This is a genomic window from Methylothermus subterraneus (assembly GCF_054656915.1).
The window spans coordinates 1-15,577 of record NZ_BAAHXK010000011.1; the positions used below are offsets into that span (position 1 = coordinate 1).

Genomic DNA, 15,577 nt, shown 5'->3' on the forward strand with positions numbered 1-15,577 from the left:
TTCGGCGGCTTTGCGGCGGGCTTCCTCTTCGGCTTTTTTGCGCGCTTCTTCGGCGAGTCGGCGCGCTTCTTCTTCGGCTTTGCGTTTGGCCTCTTCGGCCTTGCGTTTGGCCTCTTCGAGCTTGCGGCGCGCTTCTTCCTCGGCCTTGCGGCGGGCTTCCTCAGCCGCCTGCCGGCGCGCTTCTTCTTGTTGCCGGCGGCGCTCAGCCTCAATTCGGGCTTGCTCCAGCTTGGCCAGGCGTTCTTTTTCCTCACGCTGGCGTTGCTCTAATTCGGCGAGCCGTTTGGCTTCTTCTTCCGCTTGGCGGCGCTTAGCCTCAATTCGGGCTTGCTCCAGCTTGGCCAGGCGTTCTTTTTCCTCACGCTGGCGTTGCTCTAATTCGGCGAGCCGTTTGGCTTCTTCTTCCGCTTGGCGGCGCTTAGCCTCGGCGAGCTCTTGAAGGCGCCGTTTTTCTTCCTGCTGCTTGCGTTGGATTTCCAGCAGCCTTTGCTCCTCCTGGAGCCTGGCCTGTTCCAAGGCGCGTTGTCTGGCCTCCTCTTGCTGACGTTTGGCCTCCTCCTCCATTTTCAAGCGCTGGAGCTCAGCCTCCACCTCGGCTTCGTTTACCGCGACCGCTTGCACTATCTCGGCGGGTTGGGTCTGAACCTGCGCTTTCGGTGGGGCATCGCCCAGGCGCAGGAACAGCACCAGCGCCAACAAGGCGTGAAGCAAAAGCGCCTGGATGAAAGAAACTGCCCAGGAAGGACGTCCGCTCATGGCGTCGGAGGGCGCGTAAGCAACCCGACTTTGCTCACGCCGGCTTGCCGCAACGCCGCCATGATTTCGACCACTTTGCCGTAAGCCACAGTGCTGTCCCCGGCGACCAACACTTGCGTTTTTGGTTTGTGGCGCAAGATCGCCGTTACCTTCACCAGCAAAGACTCGGGCGAGACCACCTCCGGCGCGCCTTCCCAATCCAGGTGGCAGCTGCCGTCGGCGGTCACCGTCACGATGACCGGCGGGGTCTCCGGCTCGACCGCGACCGGATTGGCCTCGGCTTGCGGCAGGTCCACGTCCACCCCGTTCTGGAGCAAGGGCGCAGTCACCATGAAGATGATGAGCAGCACCAAGGTGACGTCGATGTAAGGCACGACGTTGATATCGGCCATCGGCCGGCGGCGAGGACGCGAGGGTTGAATCATTTTTCCAGCTCCAGCGCGCGCTGTTGCAGAAGGCAAAGCAATTCTTCGGAGAAATTCCCGTATCGCCGCGCTAAACGCTCAATGCGGACGGCGTAGCGATTGTACGCGATCACCGCCGGGATCGCGGCAAACAGACCGATGGCGGTGGCGATTAGGGCTTCGGCGATCCCCGGGGCGACCACGGCCAAGGTGGCTTGCTGCACGTTTTCCAAAGACCTAAAGGAATTCATGATTCCCCAAACCGTCCCGAACAGACCGATGTACGGGCTGGTGGAGCCTACCGTCGCCAACCACGGCAGCCGGTATTCTAGCTCCTCCAGGCTGCGGTCGATCGCTACCCGCATGGTGCGTTCGGTGCTTTCGGTGAGAAGCGCCAAGGGCGCCTTGCGCTTAAACATCCGCACGAATTCTTGATACCCGGCGACGAACACCGCCTCCAGCCCTTCGGCTTCGGCCTTGACCAACTGCTTGTACAGATCGGCCAGGTCGATCCCAGACCAAAAGCGATCCTCAAAGTCATCCGCCTCGATTTCGGCTTGTTTGAGCTCGCGCGCTTTTTGCAAAATCACCGTCCAGGAGAACACCGAGGCGGTGGCGAGAATCGCCATCACGATTTGCACCAGGAGGCTGGCGTTGGTGATCAGATCGAGCAAAGAGTGATTCATAGGGCAGGGAGTGCTCTCTTCAACGCTTCGGGCATAGGACACGGCCGTAAGGTTAGGGCGTTAAGACAAGCAACGCGCACCCAGCCGGCACACAGAGTCTGACTGTCTTTCAAGACCGTTTGGGAAAATTCCAAGCTGGCCGGTTTCCAAGCCGTCACCGTACAGGTAATCGTAAGCAGATCGTTGAAATAAGCCGGGCGCAAATACTCAGCCCGGAGCGATTTGACCGCAAAGATTACTCCTTCTTGGGTCTTGAGTTCGTCTTGTTCAAACCCCAACGTGCGCAAAAACTCGGTCCGCGCCCGCTCAAAGAACTTAAGGTAATTGGCATGGTAAACAACGCCGCCGGCGTCGGTGTCCTCGTAATAGACCCGGACTGGCCAGCGAAACTGAGGTTCTTGCATCTTGGAAAGCCTGATATTTTCCACTTTTGCCGCCGGTTTGGCTAGCTTGAAAGCTCAGCCAAACAGATCCTCGCTGGCGCCGCGAGGCGGCTGGAGGCCAAAATGCCTATAGGTTTGCGGCGTGGCCATCCGCCCGCGCGGGGTCCGCACCATAAACCCCTGTTGGATCAGATAAGGCTCGAGCACGTCTTCGATGGTGCCGCGCTCCTCGCCTATGGCCGCCGCCAGGCTGTCCAGTCCCACCGGCCCGCCGCCGAATTTCTCGATCAAGGTGGTAAGGAGCTGGCGGTCGAGCTGATCGAAGCCGTTGGGGTCGACCTTGAGCATTTCCAGGGCGCTTTGAGCAATCGCCCGCGTTACCTTCCCGTCGCCCTTGACCTGCGCGTAATCGCGCACCCGCCTAAGCAGGCGGTTGGCGATCCTGGGGGTGCCGCGGGCGCGCCGGGCGATTTCCTGGGCGCCTTCGGGCTCGATCTCGAGGTTCAAAATCCGCGCCGAGCGGGTGACGATCTGGGTCAGTTCCGCCACCGAATAAAATTCCAGCCGATGGACGATACCGAAGCGGTCGCGCAGCGGCGAGGTCAGAAGGCCGGCGCGCGTGGTCGCCCCCACCAAGGTGAAGGGCGGCAGGTCCAGTTTGATCGAACGCGCCGCCGGCCCCTCGCCGATGACGATGTCGAGTTGGAAGTCCTCCATCGCCGGATACAGGATTTCCTCCACCACCGGGCTCAAGCGGTGGATCTCGTCGATGAACAGCACCTCGCCGCGCTCCAAGTTGGTCAAAATGGCCGCCAGATCGCCCGGTTTTTCGAGCGCAGGTCCTGAGGTCTGGCGCAAGCCCACCCCCATCTCGGCAGCGACGATGTGGGCCAAGGTGGTCTTGCCCAGGCCGGGCGGGCCGAAGATCAGCACGTGATCCAAAGGCTCCCTTCGCGCTCGGGCCGCCTCGATGAAGATGGCAAGCTGCTCTTTGAGCTGGGTCTGACCGATGTAGTCGGCAAGCCGGCGCGGGCGAATGGCCCGATCGAGAAGGTCCTCCTCGCCGAGCTTGGTAGGACTTACGATGCGCTCTTCGATCATGGGCTGCCTGCGGACTTCAGCGCCAGGCGGATCAGTTCCTCGACCGCCGTGGCTTTGCCTGCCACCTTATCGAGCAGGCGCTGCGCCTCGTGCGGCTTATACCCCAAGGCCAGCAGGGCTTCTTGGGCCTCGCGCACTGGATCGGCTGGCGCGGCGGGTACGAGCTCTGGGGAAGATGGCGGCAAGCGGTCGCGCAGCTCGACGATCAGGCGTTCGGCGGTCTTTTTGCCGATGCCCGGCAGCCTTTGCAGCCTCAAAGCATCCCCCTGTTGCACGCAGCGTTGGAATTCCTCGGCGCTTAAGCCCGAGAGGATCGCCAACGCCAGCCGCGTGCCGACGCCGTTGACCCGAATCAGGGTTCGAAACAAGCCGCGTTCGGCCTCGGTGGCAAACCCGAACAAAACGTGGGCGTCCTCGCGCACCACCAAATGGGTGTAAAGGGTCACCTCGCTGCCGATCTTAGGCAAGCGGTAAAACGTGGACATGGGCGCATCCACTTCATAACCGACTCCACCGACTTCGACGATCAGCCTAGGCGGTTGCTTGACCACCAGGATACCGCGCAAGAAACCGATCATGCCAGCCCTTGCGCTTGGCGCTGGAGCGTCTGCTGATAATGCGCGTGGCAGACCGCCACCGCCAGAGCGTCGCTGGCGTCTAGGGGGAGCTCGCCGCGGAAATTGAGGAGAATTTTGACCATGTGTTGCACCTGGGCCTTGTCGGCCCCGCCGTTGCCCACGACCGCCTGCTTGACCTGGCGGGTGGCGTATTCGTAGACGGGCAAATCCTCGGCCAGCGCAGCGCAGATCGCCGCTCCCCGCGCTTGTCCCAGTTTTAAGGCCGAGTCGGCGTTCTTCTGCACGAACACCTGTTCGATCGCGATCGCCTCCGGCAAGTATTGGCGGACCACGGCCAGCACGCCATCGTAGACGACCTTGAGCCGCGCGGGAAAATCCCCCACCGCGCTGCGCACGCAACCGGCCGCCACCAAGCGCAGGCTCGAGCGGTCCGCGTCGATGACCCCAAACCCGGTGATTCGGGAGCCGGGATCGATACCCAAGATTCGGGCCATACCTTTAAGTAATCCCCGCCAACACTTCCTCGCTGATGTCGGCGTTGGAATAGACCTGCTGCACGTCGTCGAGGTCTTCCAAGCGCTCCAGCAAGCGGACCATTTTTTCGGCGTCTTCCGCCGAAAGCCGCACCGAGGTGCTGGCGCGCATGGTGATCTCCGCCGACTCAGGTTCTAGCCCGGCAGCGATCAAGGCCTGTTTGACCTTGGCGAAATCGTCCGGCGAGGTGAGTACCTCAAGGCTTCCGTCTTCGTGGCCGACTACGTCTTCGGCGCCGGCTTCCAAGGCTACCTCCATGATCGCGTCCTCGTTGCTGCCGGCCGGATAGTTGATCACGCCCATTTGGGTAAACAGATACGCCACCGCGCCCGCGGTCGCCAGACTGCCGCCGGCTTTGGTAAAGGCGTGCCGCACTTCGGCCACGGTACGGTTGCGGTTGTCGGTCAGGCAATCCACCATCACCGCGACCCCTCCCGGGCCGTAGCCTTCGTAGCGCACCTCCTCGTAAGACTCCCCTTCCTGGGCGCCAATGCCTTTGTTGATGGCCCGCTGGATGGTATCCTTAGGCATGTTCTGGGAGAGCGCTTTGTCGATGGCAGCGCGCAGGCGCGGGTTGGCGGCAGGATCCCCGCCTCCCATCCTGGCCGCGACCGTGATCTCCCGAATCAGCTTGGTGAAGATCTTGCCGCGTTTGGCGTCCTGCGCGCTCTTGCGATAGCGGATGTTGGCCCATTTGCTGTGTCCTGCCATACGCTTTTGTAAAGCAAGTCGTGGAAAATCCGCTTATTATAAAGCAAATTTTCCCTTGCCAGACGCACTCTTTAAGAGCTTGGGAGGGTGGTCGTCATGAAACGTTTCTTGCTTGCCTTGCTGGTATTCCCTTGGGCGCTCTTGGCCGCCGATCTGAGCCGGGAGCAGGTCATCGAATTGTTGCAGCGCGCCACTTCCGACCGGCCGGTGGACCTTCGGCGTAAGGACTTAAAGCGGGTCGATCTTTCGGGGTTGGACTTGCGCCGCGCCGATCTTTGGGGGGCGGATCTGCGCTACGCCGATCTAAGCCGCGCCGACCTCGCCGGCCAGAACCTGGATCTTACGGTCATGCGCGGCACCCATCTCGCCTACGCCAATCTGGAAGGCGCCAGCATTTTCGGCGTGACCATGATCGACGCCGATTTAAGCCACGCCAACCTCAGGCGCAGCCGGGTGATGGCCATCCTAGAGCGGGCCAAGCTGGTCGGCGCCGATCTGGAGGGGGCGTTTTGGGGAGCGGACATGAAAAACCAAAGCATGGGACTGATGCGCGCCACCTGCGACCGGGCCGATTTCACCGGTGCCAATCTCAAAAACGCCGATTTCAACCGGGTGCGGTTGCGCTTTGCTAAACTAGCCAACGCCAACCTGGAAGGGGCCGTCCTGTACCGCGCCGATCTTTCCGGCGCCGATCTTAGCGGCGCGAATTTGCAAGGCGCGGACTTACGCGAGGCCAAACTCGACGCGGCCGATTTCACCGGAGCCGACTTGCGCGGAGCCAAACTGGACGGCGCAGAGGGTCTTGCCTCGGCGCGGGGCCTTGCGCAGTAACGGAAATTTCATCCCCGCGTCCTATTTTTGTCACACCGCCCTGCCATTTTATCCCTGCGCAATTCAATCGCGGGGAAGTTATGGAACTTTGTTACCGTACTGTCTGCCTGTCCGACATCCACCTCGGCACCAAAAGCTGCAAGGCCGAATACTTGGTCGATTTTCTCCGCCATCTGCGTTGCTCTTGGCTGTATCTGATAGGCGATGTGATCGATCTGTGGCGCCTGAAGCGTTCCGGCTGGTACTGGCCGTCCATGCACAATGAGGTCGTGCGCCAACTCCTCACCCTAGCTCAGCGGGGAACAAGGGTGATTTATATTCCCGGCAACCACGACGAATTGCTGCGCGATTACGCCGGCACCCAGTTCAACGGTATTGAGATCGCCACGCGCTGCATCCACCAAACCGCCGACGGCCGTCGCCTGATGCTCCTTCACGGGGACGAGTTCGATGTGGTGGTCTGCTCCAATCCTTGGCTGAGCGCTTTGGGGAGTTTGAGCTACGACACGCTTTTGGGATTGAATCATGTGATCAACCTTGGCCGTCGCCGGCTTGGGTTGCCGTATTGGTCGTTTGCGAGCGATCTCAAAGCCAGGCTCAAGAATGTGGAGCATTACATCGCCGCCTTCGAGCAAGCCCTTATCTACAGCGCCGGCCGCGATCAAGTCGACGGGGTGATCTGCGGTCATATTCACCGCCCTGCGCTGCGCTGTGAAGACGGCGTGCTGTACGGCAACTGCGGCGACTGGGTAGAGCACTGCACGGCTTTGGTGGAAGACGAGGGGGGTCGGTGGTCCTTGCTCGCCTGGGTGGAAGACAGCGTTCGCCTGCTTACCGAACGCCAACCGGCCGAAGTCGTACCGAAATCTTGGGCGTTGCCGAAATTCTAAGCGCTTAGCTTAGCGCGGGTCGTCTTCGTGGCGGGTTAGGCTTTTCAGCTCGGCCTCCAAGATCGCCAGGCGTTGGGCGAGGCGCCTTAACATGCGCTCTTGCTGCGCGTGCTCGAGGTCCTGCGCCAGCATCTTTATTAGCATCACACCGAGGGCGGCAACCACTCCCAACACCGGAGGATAGGCTATTCCTAACCGCTGCGCCAGCCAGTCCACGACTTGTGGGAATGCCCCCAAACCCATCACCGCCAGCGCCACCCCGGCCCACCACAACGCATGCCGGGCGTGGAGGCGGTCTTTGGCGATCAGCCACAAAATCGCGCCGGCGATGATCAGTCCCAACGCGGTGGAGGTCAAGCGATAAGAAATCATTTCTTAACCCTTAAGTTGGCCAGACACAGCACCAAGGTTTGGCCTAGGTAGGCGCCCACCCGCCACCAGCTGGAAAACACGCGCGATTTCCCGTGCGCGCGCGGGCGCATGACCACCGCCGTCTCGGCGATCTTGACGCCGTGGGCGCGCAGCAAAAGCAGGACTCCAAGGTCCTGATATTCGAGCAAGGTCGCCCGGGGCGAGGCCAGCAAAGCCAAAGCCCGGCCGCGGTAGGCGCGAAACCCCGAAGTGAGGTCGGCGAACTCAAAGCCGGTCAAGGTGCGGAAAAGCCGCCAAGCGATCCGGCGGGCGCGGCTGCCCCGCTCGGGATACGCGCCGATGGCCACCTCAGCGCGCTCGCGTTCCAAGGCGTTGAGGAGTTTGGGAATCTCGGCGGCCAAGTGTTGGCCGTCGGCGTCCATCGTTACACAAACTGCGATGTTTTGCTTGAGGGCATAGCGCATTCCGGTCTGGATCGCCCCCCAAGCGCCTAGAGGAACCGCCAGAGGCAAAACCGTCACCCCCGCCTGAGCCGCTACCTCTGCGGTGGCATCTTGGCTGGCGTCGTCGATGACTACGAGCCGCGCCTTAGGGAAATGCCGCTTGACCTGGGCGATCACCTCGCCGATCGCCGCCGCCTCGTCTTTGGCCGGCATCAATATCGCAAGCTTTGAATCGGGTACGCGCGTCTCTACCGCGCTCGCGCGCGCGGTTTGGTCAAGGCGTGGCGTTTTGCCCGGCGCTGCGTGATCTTTCAAGGACAAAGCTTACTCGCTGCAAAGCCGATAGATTTCAGCCAACCGCCGCGCACAGGCTTGGATCTGGAATTTCTCTCTAAACTTAAGCCGTCCCTTTTCCCCCGCCTGGCGCCTTAAACTCGGGTATTGTTGCACAAACCTGATCCGCTGCGCCAACGCCGCCGCGTCCCCCGGGGGCACCAACCAGCCGGTTTCGCCCTCGACCACCACCCAGCCCATCCCTGAGCCTGGAACGCGCGTGGCGATCACCGGCTTGGCGTAGGCCATCGCTTCCAGCAGGGCCAGCCCGAATGCCTCGGTGCGTTCCAGGGAAGGCAGCACGAGCGCGTCGCAGGTGGCGAGCAGAGCGTTGCGGCAGGAGTCGCTCACCTCACCGAGCAGCGCCGCGCGCGTTTGCAAGCCGAGCTGGTGAATCTGCCCATTCAGCTTGGCGGCCCGCTCGCCGCTGCCGACGCACAGCAAGCGCACGCCTTTAACTTGCGCCAAAGCCTCAAGCAGCACGCGGTGGCCTTTGTAGTAAGTCAGCCGGCCTACGCACAACAAGCGCAGTTCCTCCGTCTTCCCCCACCGGCTTTCCGCCCAGCGGCGGGCTTCCGGATCCGGCGGCGGCAAGCGGGCTGGGTCTAGCCCTAAGGGCACCACCTGGGTCTTCTCCCGCCACGGCCGCAAGCTCGAGCTGGTGCGCAGATACGGCGGGGAGGTGGCGATTATCGCGCGCGCCTTGCGCAGCAGCGCCTGCTCCAACGGGCGGTAAAACCGGTACGCTAAACGCAGGCGGGGGTCGCGCGAGGCCACGTCGGCGTGCCAGTGGACCACCCACGGCAGGCGGCGCGCGGCCGGGACCACCAGGCTCCAGCAGGCCGAAAGATTGGGCAGGTGCAGGTGCAGCACGTCTGGCTCAAACGCGCGGATCATCGCCTCGAGCCAGACCGGAAAGGACGGGCTGAGCGGGGCGTAAAGCAGCCGCCCACGGCTTGGCGCTCGCCACACCGGAAACGGCTTTTGGCTTCGTTCCGCGCCGGTGTGGGCATGAACCAACGCCGCCGGCTCGATGCCTTCGCGCTGCAAAGCGGGCAGGAGATCCCCTAGGAACTGCTCGATCCCGCCGCGATAAGGAGGGTAGTATTTGCCGAGGTGAAGCACGCGCATTGAAAGCCTGCTGCGCGGCCGGGTCGGGTTATCGCTAAGGACCGCAACATGATACCCTATTTGATGCAAAGTCTGGTTGAATAACCTAAGAGGAAAGCTTATGCAGGCAAAATTGCCTTGGTTACGGCGCCGATGCTTGGTGGGACTGTTGACCGGCTGGCTTGTTTGGACGGTGCCGCTTCAGGCCCAATCTTACGAGGAGGCGAGCGACCCCGGTTACGATCTCGCCACGGGAGCGGCCTGTTTTCTCGTCACCCCCGTGTATGGCGCGTTCAAGCTCGCCTTTGCCGGACTTGGCGCGCTTACCGGCGGCCTGACCTGGATTTTTACCGGCGGGGATACCGAAACCGCGCAAAGGATTTGGAACACGAGCCTGGGAGGCACCTACATCATTACCCCTGAGCATCTGGCCGGGCGCAAACCGATACGCTTCGTCGGCGATCCCTGAAGATCGCATGACTCCCAACCTTCCCTGGAGCCACCACACCCCCATGATGCAGCAGTATCTCCGCCTGAAAGCGGAGTATAAGGACGTCCTGCTGCTGTATCGCATGGGGGACTTCTACGAATTGTTCTTCGACGATGCGGTCAAGGCGGCCCGCCTTTTGGATCTGACCCTGACCTCGCGCGGGGAATCGGGGGGCGAGCGGGTGCCCATGGCCGGGATTCCTTACCACGCCCTGGATACTTATTTGGCGCGCTTGTTGAAAGCCGGCGAAGCGGTGGCGATCTGCGAGCAGATCGGCGATCCTAAGGGCAAAGGGCCGATGGAGCGCAAGGTGGTGCGGGTCCTCACCCCGGGCACCGTCACCGACGAGGCCCTGCTCGAGGAGCGGCGCGACAACCTGCTGCTCGCCCTGGCGCCGCTGCAAGGCCGGTTCGGCCTGGCCTACCTGGAATTGAGCTGCGCTAAGTTCACGGTTCAGGAGGTGGCCGACGAGACCGCGCTCGCCGCCGAACTGGAACGCTTGGACCCGGCCGAAATCCTGCTCCCCGAGGATTGGCCGGCGCCGGCGTGGATACGCCGGCGCCTCGCCGTTACCTTGAGGCCGAGCTGGCATTTCGACCCGCAAAGCGCCCGCCGCGCCTTGCTCGAGCAGTTTCAGGTCCAGGATTTGGCCGGGTTCGGCTGCGAAGGCTTAGACGCCGCCGTGGCCGCCGCCGGCAGCCTACTCCAGTACGTGCGCGAGACGCAAAAGCGCGCCTTGCCGCACTTGACCGCGCTGCGGGTGGAAACCGGGAATGAGACCATCGCCCTCGATGCGGCAACGCGCCGCAACCTGGAACTGGACCGCCACCCTTCGGGCCGGTCGGAGTTTACCCTGCTCGGGGTGCTGGATCGCACCGTCACCGCCGCCGGCTCCCGTCTGCTCAGGCGCTGGCTGCACCGCCCCTTGCGCGACCGCGGCGAGATCACGGCCCGGCTCGAGGCGGTAGAAGAGCTTATCCAGACGCAAAGGTTTAGGCCTGTGCGCGAGCGGCTCCGCGCTACCGCCGACCTCGGTCGGGCCGCCACCCGCATCGCGCTAAAGACCGCTCGTCCGCGCGATCTGGCCTTGATCCGTCAGACCTTGACCGTGCTGCCGGGCCTGCGCGAACAGCTTGGCGATCTTGTAAGCCCTAGGCTGCGGGAATTGAGCGCGCGCCTGGACGACTTGCCCGAGGTCTTGGATCTTCTTCAACGCGCGATCGTCCAGGATCCTCCGCCGCTGCTGCGCGACGGCGGCGTGCTGGCCGCAGGCTTTCACCCGGAGCTGGACCGGTTGCGCGCGTTGAGCCGCCACCGCGACGACTACTTGGTGGCCCTGGAGCAGCGCGAGCGGGAGCGGACCGGAATCGCGGGCCTCAAACTCCGCTACAACAAGGTCCACGGCTACTATCTGGAGGTCCCCCGCGGGCAGAGCGCGCGGGTGCCGGCCGATTATCTCCGCCGCCAGACCGTCAAGCATGCCGAACGCTTTCTCACCCCGGAGCTTAAGGCGTTCGAGGAACAAGTCCTATCCGCCCGCGAGCGCGCTTTGGCCTTGGAAAAGGCGCTTTATGAGGCGCTTTTGGAAGAGCTGACCCCCAAAGTTTCGGCCATTCAAGCCCGCGCTGAGGCGCTGGCCGAGCTGGACGTTCTGGCCGATTTCGCCGAGCGCGCGGTGAGCTGCCGTTGGACGCGGCCCGTGCTCACCGAAACCCCTGGGATTTGCATCCGCGGCGGCCGCCATCCGGTGGTGGAAAGCCAGGTGGAACACTTTGTCCCCAACGACTTGGAGCTGACCCCGAGCCGGCGCATGCTGATCGTCACCGGCCCGAACATGGGCGGCAAGAGCACCTACATGCGCCAGACCGCCCTGATCGCCCTCTTGGCGCACTTGGGCAGCTTTGTGCCGGCAGAGCAGGCTACCCTTGGCCCTATAGACCGCATCTTTACCCGCATCGGCGCCTCGGACGATTTGGCCTCAGGCCGCTCGACCTTCATGGTGGAGATGAGCGAGACCGCCTGCATCCTCCACAACGCCACCGCGCACAGTCTGGTGCTGGTGGACGAGATCGGGCGCGGCACCTCGACCTTCGACGGCCTCTCTTTGGCTTGGGCGGTGGCCGAATTCCTGGCGCGCCAGAACCGCGCGCTCACCTTGTTTGCCACCCACTATTTTGAACTCACCGCCTTGGCCGAGGTTTTGCCGGAGGTGGCCAACGTGCACCTCGAGGCGGCCGAGTACGGCGATCAGATCGTGTTTCTGCACGCGGTGCGGGACGGCCCAGCCAGTCAAAGCTACGGTCTGAAAGTGGCCGCGCTCGCCGGGATTCCGAAAGAAGTCATCGCCCGTGCCCGCGCCAAGCTCAAAGAACTGGAGGACCGCTCCCCGTTGCCCGCCCAGCTCGATCTGTTTGCCGCATCAACGAGCGAATCCCGGTTGCGCGCGCGGCTTGAGCAAATCGACCCCGACGATCTTACTCCCCGCCAAGCGCTGGCCATTCTTTACGAGCTCAAAGGCTTGCTCGACTGAAACTTTAGCGCCTGCGGGTGCGCTTGCTCTTGCCGGCGCGCTGGCGGTTGGTCGTGGCCAAGGTCTGCTCGACCTCCACCGCCAGCTCTTCCAAGTCTTCGCGGACCGCTTCCACGCTTTCTTGGCTCGCCTCGCCGGCTTTGGTTGCGGCGGCTGGGTTCGATTCGGCGCCCGCGTAGAGCGCGGGCGCTTTGCTCCTACGCGCCCAAAAGAAGGTCAGCGCGATCGCCGCTAGCGCCAGCCCCGCGGCCCCGTACGGCGGAGCGGCATCAAACGCAACGCTTGAGCGGGGGCGCGAAGGCTCTTTAGGGGCGGCCGCCTGCGGCGCCGGCGCTTTGGGGGGGGCGGCCAGTTTCTCGATAAGCTCTGGGTCCTGGAAAACGACTTGGGGGGTAAAACTGGCGGCAGGATATTTGCCTTCTTCCGTTGGCGCCGAATAGATAACTTGAGGCTGAAAGTCGGCCGCCGGATATTCGACTTCGGCTTGAGCCTTAAACGAAGCCAAGATCAGCGCCAAAAGCCCCACGCGCAGCAAAGCAGAGTCCATAAACCCTCCTTTATTTGTTAAAACCTTATTCCAGAATAAGCCGCTTAAGGCGCCCGCGCAATCGCTCAAAATTGGTCTATGCTTTCAAGGGGGAAATTTGAGGGAAGACGCCATGCGCCAACGTCCTGTGCCCAAAAACCAAGAACGCCGGCTAGGAGAAGACGATTTCATCGTCTCCAAGACCGACCCGAGCGGCAAGATCACCTACGCCAACCGCGTCTTTATGGAGATTTCCGGGTATGCGGAAAAAGAGCTCTTAGGCGTGCAGCACAATATCATCCGCCATCCAGACATGCCCCGCGGGGCCTTCTGGCTGCTTTGGGACACCATCCAAAAAAAGCAAGAATTTTTTGCCTTCGTCAAAAACCTGGCCAAAGACGGCAGTTTCTATTGGGTGTTTGCCAACGTCACTCCCGACCTGGACCGCCGCGGCCAGGTCGCCGGGTACTATTCGGTGCGGCGGCAGGCGCCGACCTCGGCGATCCGCGCCATCGAGCCGATCTACCGCGAGATGCTGGCGATCGAACAGAGGGCGTCTTCGGTCAAGCAAGGCATGCAGCAATCGGTGGCGTACCTGCACGATTTCTTACAGAGCAAAGGCACAAGCTACGAACGCTTGGTTTTGGATCTTTACGGAGACAAGCCATGAAACCCAATCCCGCCCGCTATCCGGGTCGACCTCTGCTCAGCGCCAAGCTCGATTACGCCGCCTATCTTGGCGCCGGCTTCGGCGTCCTGGCCGCGCTTTGGCTCATCGCCCGCCACGGCTGGCATCTTGATTTCCTGCTCTTGCCGGCGTTGATGCTGGCCTTGAGTTGGTTGGGGCGGCGGCAGATGACGCCTTATCTGGACGCGCTCGAAAAGATTTACCAAACCTTGCAGAAATGCCGCTCTGGCGAGCTGCACCATCGGATCACCGGCGTGCACGCCTTGGGCGAAGTCGGCAAAGTCGCGTGGGAGCTCAACGAGCTTTTGGATATGTGCGAGGCGTATTTCCGCGAAATGAATACCGTTTTCGCCCGCGCCGGTCGCCGCGACTTTGGCCGCCCGGGTCTCGCGCAAGGACTTCCAGGGCAGTTTAAGACCGGCATGGAGTACGTCAACCGCGCCTTGGCCGAGATGCGTCAAAACTACGAGCAGCAGCTTGCGACCCGGCTTGGCGCCAGTCTCTATAAGCTCAACAGCGGCAATCTGATCGCCAATCTGAGGCTGTGTCAGCAGGATATGCAGACCGTCACCCAAACCTTGGCCGAGGTGGTCGCCATCGCCGACGCCAACGCTCAAGCGGCCAGTTCCAGCAAACACGGAGTGGACGAGGTGCGGCAAGCCGTAAGCGCGATCGCCGCCAAGGTGGCCGGCGCCGCTCAGATCATCACCAGTCTAAGCGACACCAGCAAACAGGTGATCAAGGCGCTGTCGATCATCACCGACATCGCCGACCAAACCGGGCTTTTGGCCTTGAACGCCTCCATCGAGGCCGCCCGCGCCGGCGAATACGGCCGCGGGTTTGCGGTGGTGGCCGACGAGGTCAAGGCCTTGTCCAATCGCACCAAGGAAGCGGCGGTGGAGATCTCGCGCATCCTTAAAGGATTTGGCGACAGCGTGGCGGCCATTGCCGCGGAAGCGAACGCCTCGGTGGAGCTGGCCGATCGCATGCAGCCTATCGTCGAGACCTTCAGCGCGCGTTTTGGCGAATTCGAAGCCGCCGCCAACCAGACCAAACTCCGCGCCACCGACGCCCAGGAGACCGCGTTTTCCACCCTGGTCAAGATCGACCACATTATCTACAAGCAGAACGCGTATCTGGCGGTGGCCGATGCGCAAAAGACCGCCGAGGCCAAGGCCATCGCCGTCGATCACCACAGCTGCCGGCTGGGCAAGTGGTACTACGAGGGGGTGGGCAAGGAGCGCTTTGCGAGCCTGCCTAGTTACCGGCGGCTCGAGGCGCCGCATGCCCAAGTGCACAACTCGGCCCAGCAGGCGCTCGCGCTCTCCCGGCAGGATATTAAGACCGATCCTAAGCGAATCGAGGCCATCGTGGCGCAGATGGGCAACATGGAGCAAGGCAGCCAGGAAGTCATGCAGGTCTTGACCGGCCTGACGCAGGAATCAATCGCCAGGCGGCAAGCCGCTACCTCCCGTTCTCAAGCGGCCAAGCTGGGATCAGTTGCGGCCGCGGCTTAAATAGGCAGAAAGCTGCGGCGGCGGCACATACCCGGGGAGCAGCTCGCCGCGGTCGGTGATGAGGGTAGGCGTGCCCTGGACGCCGAATTCCTCGGCCAGCGCGAGGTGCCGGTCCACCGGATGGTCGCAGGCGCGCCTCTCGATTGCCTTGCCCTGTTTGGCTTCGGTCAAGGCCGCCTGGCGGTCCTTGGCGCACCAGACCGCCACCGCCTTGTGGTAAGACTCCGAGCCCTTGCCGGCGCGGGGGTAAAACAGGTAACGCACTTTGATCCCCAGGTTCAAATACTCTTGGATCTGGGAGTGAAACTTGCGGCAGTAGCCGCAATCGATGTCGGTGAATACGGTGACGGTGGCCTTGGGCTCGGCCGGCGCAAACACGATCATCGCCTCTTCGCCGATTTTATCCAAAGCCGCTTTTCTAGCGTTGGCGAGCTTGGCTTCGGTCAGGTCGGTGCGGTTTTTGAGGTCGAACAGATGACCGTCGATCAGAAACCGTCCGTCCGGGGAGACGTAATACAGGCGCGGGCCGATCGTGACCTCGTACAGGCCTTGGATCTCGGATTCGCGGATGGCATCGACCTTGGCTTCAGGCAGATGTTGCGCTAAGGCTTGCCGAAGCTGTTTGGGTTCGGCGGCGGCAATCACCGTCGGCAGCACCAGTAAGGCAGGGCAGAGAAATTTGCGCATGATCGCG

The 15,577-nt window shown here is 62.5% G+C and carries 18 protein-coding genes and 1 pseudogene; 6 read left to right on the top strand and 13 right to left on the bottom strand.

What is annotated here, in order from left to right:
- The 8 genes and pseudogenes from ACYQ3M_RS09670 to ACYQ3M_RS09705 all read right to left on the bottom strand — a co-directional run.
- Positions 1-756 (bottom strand): annotated as a pseudogene (locus ACYQ3M_RS09670) (hypothetical protein); the annotation flags it as partial.
- Positions 753-1,181, bottom strand: a complete 429-nt coding sequence (gene tolR / locus ACYQ3M_RS09675) for a protein TolR (protein WP_460035878.1) — start codon at positions 1,179-1,181, stop codon at positions 753-755. The pseudogene ACYQ3M_RS09670 and the gene tolR, both read right to left, overlap by 4 nt.
- Complete coding sequence (tolQ, locus tag ACYQ3M_RS09680; protein WP_460035879.1) at positions 1,178-1,846, bottom strand: protein TolQ; 669 nt, start codon at positions 1,844-1,846, stop codon at positions 1,178-1,180. The genes tolR and tolQ overlap by 4 nt, the downstream gene beginning before the upstream one ends.
- Entirely contained in the window at positions 1,843-2,250 is a 408-nt protein-coding gene (gene ybgC / locus ACYQ3M_RS09685) for a tol-pal system-associated acyl-CoA thioesterase (protein WP_460035880.1), read from the bottom strand. Before ybgC ends, tolQ begins: the two co-directional genes overlap by 4 nt.
- A 54-nt stretch (positions 2,251-2,304) precedes the next feature.
- Positions 2,305-3,330 carry a Holliday junction branch migration DNA helicase RuvB gene (gene ruvB, locus ACYQ3M_RS09690; protein ID WP_460035881.1) on the bottom strand — a complete coding sequence of 342 codons (1,026 nt, stop codon included), beginning with the start codon at positions 3,328-3,330 and terminating at the stop codon, positions 2,305-2,307.
- Entirely contained in the window at positions 3,327-3,908 is a 582-nt protein-coding gene (gene ruvA, locus ACYQ3M_RS09695) for a Holliday junction branch migration protein RuvA (RefSeq protein WP_460035882.1), read from the bottom strand. The genes ruvB and ruvA overlap by 4 nt, the downstream gene beginning before the upstream one ends.
- Positions 3,905-4,402 carry a crossover junction endodeoxyribonuclease RuvC gene (gene ruvC / locus ACYQ3M_RS09700; protein ID WP_460035883.1) on the bottom strand — a complete coding sequence of 166 codons (498 nt, stop codon included), beginning with the start codon at positions 4,400-4,402 and terminating at the stop codon, positions 3,905-3,907. The genes ruvA and ruvC overlap by 4 nt, the downstream gene beginning before the upstream one ends.
- Before the next feature lie 4 nt (positions 4,403-4,406).
- The gene (locus tag ACYQ3M_RS09705; RefSeq protein ID WP_460035884.1) at positions 4,407-5,153 is read right to left on the bottom strand and encodes a YebC/PmpR family DNA-binding transcriptional regulator; all 747 of its coding nucleotides are present in this window, start codon (positions 5,151-5,153) and stop codon (positions 4,407-4,409) included.
- A 96-nt stretch (positions 5,154-5,249) separates the two neighbouring features.
- Here ACYQ3M_RS09705 and ACYQ3M_RS09710 point away from each other — a divergent pair, with 96 nt between their 5' ends.
- On the top strand, positions 5,250-5,984 hold the full coding sequence (locus tag ACYQ3M_RS09710) for a pentapeptide repeat-containing protein (RefSeq protein ID WP_460035885.1): 735 nt from the start codon (positions 5,250-5,252) through the stop codon (positions 5,982-5,984).
- Between the two features lie 80 nt (positions 5,985-6,064).
- Positions 6,065-6,874 (top strand): UDP-2,3-diacylglucosamine diphosphatase, encoded by an 810-nt coding sequence (locus ACYQ3M_RS09715; RefSeq protein WP_460035886.1) that lies wholly within the window; start codon positions 6,065-6,067, stop codon positions 6,872-6,874.
- A 9-nt stretch (positions 6,875-6,883) separates the two neighbouring features.
- On the opposite strand, the gene ACYQ3M_RS09720 is transcribed toward ACYQ3M_RS09715, so the two are convergent.
- Genes ACYQ3M_RS09720 through ACYQ3M_RS09730 form a run of 3 tightly spaced genes read right to left on the bottom strand, consistent with a single transcriptional unit; the run spans position 6,884 to position 9,153 of the window.
- Positions 6,884-7,246, bottom strand: coding sequence for a DUF2304 domain-containing protein (locus tag ACYQ3M_RS09720; protein ID WP_460035887.1), 363 nt, complete (start codon positions 7,244-7,246; stop codon positions 6,884-6,886).
- Positions 7,243-8,004: a glycosyltransferase family 2 protein gene (locus ACYQ3M_RS09725; RefSeq protein WP_460035888.1), complete on the bottom strand. Its 762-nt coding sequence runs from the start codon at positions 8,002-8,004 to the stop codon at positions 7,243-7,245. Before ACYQ3M_RS09725 ends, ACYQ3M_RS09720 begins: the two co-directional genes overlap by 4 nt.
- Positions 8,005-8,013: 9 nt before the next feature.
- Positions 8,014-9,153 (bottom strand): glycosyltransferase, encoded by a 1,140-nt coding sequence (locus ACYQ3M_RS09730; RefSeq protein WP_460035889.1) that lies wholly within the window; start codon positions 9,151-9,153, stop codon positions 8,014-8,016.
- Between the two features lie 100 nt (positions 9,154-9,253).
- Here ACYQ3M_RS09730 and ACYQ3M_RS09735 point away from each other — a divergent pair, with 100 nt between their 5' ends.
- Both ACYQ3M_RS09735 and mutS read left to right on the top strand, forming a co-directional pair.
- Entirely contained in the window at positions 9,254-9,601 is a 348-nt protein-coding gene (locus ACYQ3M_RS09735; RefSeq protein WP_460035890.1) for a hypothetical protein, read from the top strand.
- A gap of 7 nt (positions 9,602-9,608) precedes the next feature.
- Positions 9,609-12,152, top strand: a complete 2,544-nt coding sequence (gene mutS / locus ACYQ3M_RS09740) for a DNA mismatch repair protein MutS (RefSeq protein WP_460035891.1) — start codon at positions 9,609-9,611, stop codon at positions 12,150-12,152.
- Positions 12,153-12,156: 4 nt separating this feature from the next.
- Here mutS and ACYQ3M_RS09745 read toward each other — a convergent pair whose 3' ends face one another.
- On the bottom strand, positions 12,157-12,699 hold the full coding sequence (locus ACYQ3M_RS09745) for a hypothetical protein (protein ID WP_460035892.1): 543 nt from the start codon (positions 12,697-12,699) through the stop codon (positions 12,157-12,159).
- Between the two features lie 112 nt (positions 12,700-12,811).
- On the opposite strand from ACYQ3M_RS09745, the gene ACYQ3M_RS09750 reads away from it, so the two are divergent.
- On the top strand, positions 12,812-13,348 hold the full coding sequence (locus ACYQ3M_RS09750; protein WP_460035893.1) for a PAS domain-containing protein: 537 nt from the start codon (positions 12,812-12,814) through the stop codon (positions 13,346-13,348).
- Positions 13,345-14,883 (top strand): methyl-accepting chemotaxis protein, encoded by a 1,539-nt coding sequence (locus tag ACYQ3M_RS09755; protein ID WP_460035894.1) that lies wholly within the window; start codon positions 13,345-13,347, stop codon positions 14,881-14,883. The genes ACYQ3M_RS09750 and ACYQ3M_RS09755 overlap by 4 nt, the downstream gene beginning before the upstream one ends.
- Here ACYQ3M_RS09755 and ACYQ3M_RS09760 read toward each other — a convergent pair.
- On the bottom strand, positions 14,863-15,570 hold the full coding sequence (locus ACYQ3M_RS09760; RefSeq protein WP_460035895.1) for a DsbC family protein: 708 nt from the start codon (positions 15,568-15,570) through the stop codon (positions 14,863-14,865). The two genes, ACYQ3M_RS09755 and ACYQ3M_RS09760, sit on opposite strands and share 21 nt — an antisense overlap.
- Positions 15,571-15,577 lie beyond the last annotated feature (7 nt).